General features: G+C 67.6%; 7 protein-coding genes and 2 pseudogenes. 4 read left to right on the top strand and 5 right to left on the bottom strand.

All coding sequences use genetic code 11. From position 1 onward, the window contains the following. Nucleotides 1–80, top strand: a pseudogene (locus VMD50_RS15465) (DNA-binding response regulator); the annotation flags it as partial. A gap of 26 nt (nt 81–106) precedes the next feature. After that, nucleotides 107–1,447: a sensor histidine kinase gene (locus tag VMD50_RS15460; RefSeq protein ID WP_325428613.1), complete on the top strand. Its 1,341-nt coding sequence runs from the start codon at nt 107–109 to the stop codon at nt 1,445–1,447. An 81-nt stretch (nt 1,448–1,528) separates the two neighbouring features. Here the strand turns inward: VMD50_RS15460 and arfC (VMD50_RS30015) are convergent, their stop codons facing one another. The 4 genes and pseudogenes from arfC (VMD50_RS30015) to arfA all read right to left on the bottom strand — a co-directional run bounded on the left by arfC (VMD50_RS30015) (nt 1,529) and on the right by arfA (nt 3,884). Then, nucleotides 1,529–2,350, bottom strand: a complete 822-nt coding sequence (arfC, locus tag VMD50_RS30015) for a channel accessory protein ArfC, sunset domain variant (protein WP_475447517.1) — start codon at nt 2,348–2,350, stop codon at nt 1,529–1,531. 267 nt (nt 2,351–2,617) lie between these two features. Then, nucleotides 2,618–2,707: pseudogene (gene arfC / locus VMD50_RS30010) on the bottom strand (channel accessory protein ArfC); the annotation flags it as partial. Next, complete coding sequence (gene arfB, locus VMD50_RS15450) at nt 2,704–2,856, bottom strand: channel accessory protein ArfB (RefSeq protein WP_325428612.1); 153 nt, start codon at nt 2,854–2,856, stop codon at nt 2,704–2,706. The gene arfB and the pseudogene arfC (VMD50_RS30010), both read right to left, overlap by 4 nt. An 11-nt stretch (nt 2,857–2,867) precedes the next feature. After that, nucleotides 2,868–3,884 (bottom strand): channel-forming protein ArfA/OmpATb, encoded by a 1,017-nt coding sequence (gene arfA / locus VMD50_RS15445; protein WP_325428611.1) that lies wholly within the window; start codon nt 3,882–3,884, stop codon nt 2,868–2,870. Nucleotides 3,885–3,963: 79 nt separating this feature from the next. On the opposite strand from arfA, the gene VMD50_RS15440 reads away from it, so the two are divergent. Next, the gene (locus VMD50_RS15440) at nt 3,964–4,227 is read left to right on the top strand and encodes a DUF2630 family protein (protein WP_325428610.1); all 264 of its coding nucleotides are present in this window, start codon (nt 3,964–3,966) and stop codon (nt 4,225–4,227) included. Then, nucleotides 4,224–5,813, top strand: coding sequence for a phytoene desaturase family protein (locus VMD50_RS15435; RefSeq protein ID WP_325428619.1), 1,590 nt, complete (start codon nt 4,224–4,226; stop codon nt 5,811–5,813). Before VMD50_RS15440 ends, VMD50_RS15435 begins: the two co-directional genes overlap by 4 nt. Here the strand turns inward: VMD50_RS15435 and VMD50_RS15430 are convergent. After that, nucleotides 5,810–7,105, bottom strand: a complete 1,296-nt coding sequence (locus VMD50_RS15430; protein ID WP_325428609.1) for a citrate synthase — start codon at nt 7,103–7,105, stop codon at nt 5,810–5,812. The two genes, VMD50_RS15435 and VMD50_RS15430, sit on opposite strands and share 4 nt — an antisense overlap. Between the last annotated feature and the right edge of the window lie 173 nt (nt 7,106–7,278).

Raw genomic sequence — 7,278 nt, 5'->3', positions numbered from 1 at the left:
GCCGCAAGCTGGAGGCCAACGGCGGCCCCCGGCTGCTGCACACCGTCCGCGGAGTCGGGTTCGTGCTGCGAATGCAGTAGCTGTGCAATGACCGAATGACACAGCCATGAACGTCCTGTCCCGGATCTTCGCCCGTACGCCTTCGCTGCGGACCCGGGTCGTGGTCGCGACCGCCATCGGCGCCGCGATTCCGGTGCTCATCGTCGGCACCGTCGTCTGGGTCGGGATCACCAACGACCGCAAGGAGCGGCTGGACCGCCGGCTCGACGAGGCCGCCGGGTTCGCCATCCCCTTCCTGCCGCGCGGCCTCGACGAAATCCCCCGCTCGCCGAACAACCGCGACGCGATCATGACGATCCGCCGCGGCGACCTGGTCAAGTCGAATTCCGACGTCACGCTGCCAAAGCTGGACGTCGACTACGCCGACACCTATGTCCGGGGCGTGCGCTACCGGGTGCGGACCGTGGAGATACCCGGCCCGGTTCCGACGTCGCTGGCCGTCGGCGCGACGTATGACGCCACCATCGCCGAGACCAACAACCTGCATCGGCGGGTGATGCTGATCTGCGGATTCGCCATCGGCGCGGCGGCCGTGTTCGCCTGGCTGCTGGCCGCGTTCGCGGTGCGCCCGTTCAAACAGCTCGCCCAGCAGACGCGGTTGATCGACGCCGGAGACGAGGCGCCGCGGGTCGAGGTGCACGGCGCCAGCGAAGCCGTCGAGATCGCCGAGGCGATGCGGGGGATGCTGCAGCGCATCTGGGACGAGCAGAACCGGACCAAGGAGGCGCTCGCCTCGGCCCGCGACTTCGCGGCGGTGTCCTCGCACGAGTTGCGCACCCCGCTCACCGCGATGCGCACCAACCTCGAGGTGCTGTCCACCCTGGACTTGGCCGACGACCAGCGCAAAGAGGTGCTCAACGACGTCATCCGCACCCAGTCGCGGATCGAGGCCACTCTGAGCGCGCTGGAGCGGTTGGCCCAGGGCGAGCTGTCGACGTCGGACGATCACGTGCCGGTCGACATCACCGAGTTGCTCGACCGCGCCGCGCACGACGCCATGCGGGTCTACCCGGAACTCGATGTGTCGCTGGTGCCGTCGCCGACCTGCATCATCGTGGGGCTGCCGGCCGGGTTGCGGCTGGCCGTCGACAACGCGATCGCCAACGCCGTCAAACACGGTGGCGCGACTCGGGTTCAGCTGTCTGCGGTCAGCTCGCGGGCCGGGGTGGAAATCGCCGTCGACGACAACGGCGGCGGGGTTCCCGAGGCCGAGCGCCGAGTGGTCTTCGAGCGATTCTCGCGCGGGTCGACCGCCTCGCATTCGGGCTCGGGATTGGGGCTGGCGTTGGTGGCCCAGCAGGCCCACCTGCACGGCGGGACTGCTTCGCTGGAGGACAGCCCGTTGGGCGGCGCGCGGCTCTTGCTGCGCATCCCCGCGCCGAGTTAACGCCGCGCCGAACGATCGACTCGCTGCGCGAAATGGCGCCCTACTGGCGCGACAACTCCGCGTTCGGCCCGTTGGGGGGCGTCACTTCCTCGAACTTTTGCGCCACGGAGTGAAACAGGCGCGCGCGGCGGACTCTTCGTCCTTGAACCAGACCTGGGCGACGGTCGGATCGTAAGGCTCGTCGTTGGGGGTGTAGTAAAGCCGGGTATCCGAACGCCCCTTCACCAGCCATCCCGCCGGGCCGCCGCCATCCGGGGTGGCGCGAGCCGAGCCCGGGCCGTAGGGCTCATACGGCAAGACGGGGGTCCTTCTGGTGGGCGATTCCATGGCGCCCGGCAGCTTCTTCGGCGGCAAATGCTTACCACCCGGCGCCTTCTTCGCCGGGCGCCCGACGGCGTCCGGGGCCTTTTTGCCGGGCGGGATCCTCTTGGCGGGCGGAACCTTCTTGCCGGGCGGAATCTTCTTGCCCGGTGGCACCTTCTTCGGCGGCGCCTTTCTCGCGCCCGGGATCCGCTTCGCCGCAGACCCTTGGACGGCCGGACGAGCCTTCCTCGGCGGAGCCTTCTTCGCCGCCAGGCGCTTGGCCTTCGGCTCCTTGTCAGCCCGTGCCCGCTTGGGCAGGAACTTCCTGAGGAACGAGAACCTGGTCTTGGGCGGCTGTTTCGCCTCCGGAGTCTTTGGCTCTTGCGCAACCGGGATCTCCGTCGTCGGCGGCTCTTCCGCAACCGGGATCTGGGTGGCCGGCGACTCTTCCTGGAGGGGGATCTCCGTCGCCGGCCACTCCTGCTCCACGGGGATCGTCGTCGTCGGGTGTTCTTGTTCGACCGGAATCAGCGTCGTCGGTGGTTCCTGCTCGACGGTGACCCCCGTGGCCGGCGCCTCTTCCGCAACGGGGATTTCCATGGCCGGCGACTGCTGCTCCACGGGGATCGTCGTCGTCGGCTGTTCCTGCTCGACCGGAATCAGCGTCGTCGGCGGCTCGTCCTCCACGGGGATCTGCCTCGTCGGCGAGTCTTCTTCGACGGGGACCCCCGTGGCCGGCGGCTCGTCGTCGGCTGGGACGTCCCTCGCAAAGAACTCGTACGGAGCGGAAGTCCTGGTCGTCGGCGGCTCGGGCTCGACATCCGCCGCGGCGGCCAACGCATCGGCCGGCGCCGCCACCGACATCTGACGCTTGGCTGGGCGCACCGCCAGCGTGAGGGTCAACACCAAACCGATCACGAAGGACAGGCCGAACAGCAACCAGTGCACGTGGCTCATCGCTCCTCGCCTATCCCAGGACCGGTCGAGGAGGCGGGGACGTCCTCAACGCCGACGCGTTTGTTCGTGACGTTGGCGATCACTCGAGCAACAGCCGAGCCCGCCACGAATGCGAGCAGATACCACAACCACTGGATCACGAAATCCATGCCAAATCTCCTTAACTGACAACGATTTCGACGCGGCGATTCTTGGCACGACCCTCGGGGGTGTCGTTGGGGGCGACGGGGTTCACCGAACCGAGGCCCTTGACGACCAGCTGACTGCCCGCGACGCCATGGGCGACAAGAAAATCGGCGACCTTCTGGGCCCGTTGGGTGCTCAACGGAATGTTGATCGCCTCGATGCCCGAATTGTCGGCGTAGCCGTTCAGCGTCACATGTGCCATCGGACATGCCCTGAGCTTGTCCGACACCTGGGTCAGTATGGGCTCGTCGGCCCGCGTCAGGCTAAAGCCGTCATTTCCGAACGCGATCGGGCCGCTCGTCACGGCAATGGTCGCCACTTGCAGGTCGGTGCACTGCACGGAGGCGGGCGCGGCGGGCGGAGCGGGGGGCGGAACCGCCGCGTTAACCACAAGATTGTCAACGACATTCAGCTTGGACCAGGTACGCACCGCCTCCTGGTGGACGATGTTGTTCTGGTCTTGCGATGGGGTGGTACCGGCCAACGTGATGGTCTCCCCGCTGACCGTGAGACTGAAATCGAGAATCGAGGCGCTGTCTTTAAAAATCGGTGCGGCTTTTGAGAAGTCGAGCGCGTCGATATTGGGATTGATGTTTATTTGGTCGACGATGCTGCCGCCCGGTGGCAGCGCGCCGCTAAGGGCCCTCAGCAAGGCAGCTTTCGCGGAGTCGTCGGGGAAATCCCCGTTGACGATAAAGTCATTGCCCCTGCGGGTAATTGAAAGCGGCGCCAGGGACAACTTCGGGGCGGCGGACCTGCTCGACGGCGACGTTGTCGGCACCCCGCCCGCCGCCCCATGAGCGGATCGGGGTCGCTCGAACGCGCCGTGACCGATTGCGGCAATCAACAGCGGAATAACCACAACGGCAATCAGCCAGGGAAGGCCGAGCGACCGCCGGTGCAATTCCGGATCCTGCCGCGAGTCGGTATCTGCGGGCGCCTGCCGCAAATCCGTGCCTAACCCCACTATTGCCCCTCCCTCATTGGCCACCCGCACTTTCTTCCTGCGGGCGATATGCAGCCTACCGATTCGACGCGGCGATACCTGCCAGGTCGGGCACACTGGAGCCATGGCAGACGGCAGAAAACCGACCGACAGCGAAACCCTGGCTCACATCCGCGGCCTCGTCGATGAGGAGAACACGCTGCGGTCGCAGCTGCAGCGCGGCGACATCAGCACGTCAGAGGAGCATGATCGCCTGCGCCGGGTGGAAGTCGAGCTCGACCAGTGCTGGGACCTGTTGCGGCAGCGTCGGGCGCTGCGCGAAAGCGGTGGTGACCCCCGCGAGGCGCAGGTCCGCCCGCCCGACGAGGTCGAGGGCTACCTGAGCTGAGCGACCCCGGGGATGTCCGCGCCTTCGACGCCATAGTCGTCGGTGGCGGCCACAACGGGCTGGTCGCGGCCGGCTACCTGGCCCGGGCCGGCCTGCGGGTGCGATTGTTGGAGCGGCTGGAGCACCTCGGTGGGGCCGCGGTTTCGGCGCAGGCCTTCGACGGTGTCGGGGTCCGGTTGTCGCGCTACTCCTACCTGGTCAGCCTGCTGCCGGCCCGCATCCTCAACGACCTGGGCGCCGTGGTGCGACTGGCTCGCCGGCCGTATTCGTCCTATACGCCTGATCCCGCGACCGGGGGCCGCCGCGGGCTGCTGATCGGGCGCACCGGGACGTTCCGGGCCGTCGGCGCCGCCGAGGACGAGGGCCGTTTCGCCTCCTTCTACCAGCGATGCCGGCTGGTGACCGAACGGCTCTGGCCGACGCTGCTCGAGCCGCTGCGCACCCGGGAGCAGGCCCGCCGGCACGTGATCGACGGCGGCGATCCCGGCGCGGCGGCCGCATGGCGGGCCATGGTCGACGAGCCCATCGGCCGCGCCATCACCGACGCGGTGGGCAACGACCTGGTCCGCGGCGTCATCGCCACCGACGCGCTGATCGGCACGTTCGCCCCACTCGACGACCCGTCGCTGCGGCAGAACATCTGCTTCCTGTACCACGTGCTCGGCGGCGGCACCGGGGACTGGGACGTCCCCGTCGGCGGGATGGGCTCGCTGACCGCGGCCCTGGCGTCGGCGGCCTGCGTCCACGGTGCCGAAATAATCACCGGCGCAGACGTTTTCGCGATCGACCCCGAGGGCCGGGTGCGCTACCGCCGCGGCGACGAAGAGCACTCGGTGCGGGGCCGGTTCGTGCTGGCCGGCGTCACACCGACGATCCTGGCCGGCCTGCTCGGCGAGCGACCGCCGACCCCGGCCCAGGGCGCGCAGGTCAAGGTCAACATGGTGCTGCGGCGCCTGCCCCGGTTGCGCGACGACGGCGTCACACCCGAGCAGGCGTTCGCCGGGACATTCCACGCGAACGAGACCTGGACCCAACTGGACAGCGCGTATTCGCGCGCGGCCGGCGGGCACATCCCGAATCCGCTGCCCTGCGAAGCCTATTGCCATTCGCTGACCGACCCGAGCATTCTGTCGGCAAAGCTGCGCGAGTCCGGCGCCCACACCATGACGGTGTTCGGCCTGCACACTCCACACTCGCTGTTCGACGGCGACTACTCCGGCGCCCTGCGTGACCGGCTGACCGAGTCGGTGTTGGCCTCGCTGGATTCCGTTCTGGCCGAGCCGATTCAGGATGTCTTGATGAGCGATGCGCAGGGCCGGCCGTGCATCGAGACGACGACCACCCTGGACTTGCACCGCACGCTGCGGATGACCGCGGGCAACATCTTCCACGGCGGCCTGACTTGGCCGTTCACCGCTCACGACGACCCGCTGGACACCCCGGCTCGGCAATGGGGGGTGGCCACGTCGCACGCTCGAATCATGTTGTGCGGCTCGGGCGCCCGCCGCGGCGGGGCCGTATCGGGCATCGGCGGCCACAACGCCGCGATGGCCGTGCTGGCCTCCCTGGCGAGCAGCCGCAGTTAGCGGTCGTTGATGCTGGCGTAGTCGCGCTCGGTGTACCCGGTGTAGATCTGGCGCGGACGGCCGATCTTGCTGTCGCCCTCGTCGTGCATCTCGCGCCAGTGCGCGATCCAGCCGGGGAGCCGCCCGAGCGCGAACAGCACGGTGAACATCCGGGTCGGGAAACCGAGGGCCCGGTAGATCAGGCCGGTGTAGAAGTCGACGTTCGGGTAGAGCTTGCGTTCGACGAAGTAGTCGTCGGTGAGCGCCGCCTCTTCGAGTTCCTTCGCGATGTCCAGCAGCGAGTCGTCGCCGCCCAGCTTGCCCAAAATCTTGTCGGCCTGTTCCTTGACGATCCGGGCCCGCGGGTCGTAGTTCTTGTAGACGCGGTGCCCGAAGCCCATCAGCTTCACGCCGGCTTCGCGGTTCTTCACCTTCCGGACGAATTCGCCGACGTCGTCGCCGCTCTCGCGGATCTGCTCGAGCATTTCCAGCACCGCCTGGTTGGCGCCGCCGTGCAGCGGACCCCACAGCGCGTTGATGCCGCCGGAGATGGAGGTGAACAGGTTGGCCCGTGACGAGCCCACCAACCGCACCGTCGACGTCGAGCAGTTCTGCTCGTGGTCGGCGTGCAGGATGAACAGCATGTCCAGCGCCCGCACGATTTCCGGGTCGGCGTGGTACGGCTCGGCCGGCAGCCCGAACGTCATCCGCAGGAAGTTCTCCACCAGGCTCAGCGAGTTGTCCGGGTAGAGGAAGGGCTGTCCGATCGACTTCTTGTAGGCGTAGGCGGCGATCGTGGGCAGCTTGGCGAGCAGGCGGGTGGTCGACAGCTCGACCTGACCGTTGTCCATCGGGTCCAGCGCGTCCGGGTAGTAGGAACTCAACGCGTTCACCACGCTGGACAACACCGGCATCGGGTGAGCATTGGGCGGGAACCCGTCGAAGAAGCGCTTGAGATCCTCGTGCAGCATGGTGTGCCGCTGGATGCGGTTGGTGAACTCGTCCAGCTGCTCCTTGCTCGGCAACTCCCCGTAGATGAGCAGGTAGCTGACTTCAATGAAGGTCGACTTCTCGGCGAGCTGCTCGATCGGATAACCGCGGTAGCGCAGAATGCCGGCGTCGCCGTCGATGTAGGTGATGGAGCTCTTGCACGAGGCGGTGTTGACGAAGCCGTTGTCGAACGTCGTGTAGCCGGTCTTGGACAGGAGGGAGCCCAGCGCAATCCCATCGGGTCCTTCGGTGGCTTGCACGACCTCGAGGTCGATCTCGCCCCCTGGGTACTTCAGAGTTGCGGTGTTGTCGGTGTCGGCCACGAGAACCCCTTTGCGCTCTGGCTGGCTTAGCTGCCCTGACTCGGTGCTTACAGCTGAAGGTAGTCGTTATCGGGACGACGCGCCTGCCCGGGGTCGGGTCCGCCGTTTTCGCGGCCATCGGCGGTTGAGCCACGGTGACTTCGGGACGTGACGGGCGTCATACCACGGCTCCC

The organism is Mycobacterium sp. (assembly GCF_035506235.1).
Lineage (GTDB): Bacteria > Actinomycetota > Actinomycetes > Mycobacteriales > Mycobacteriaceae > Mycobacterium.
Note: the sequence above shows the minus strand (reverse complement) of the source record. Positions and strands in the feature narration are given on the sequence as shown.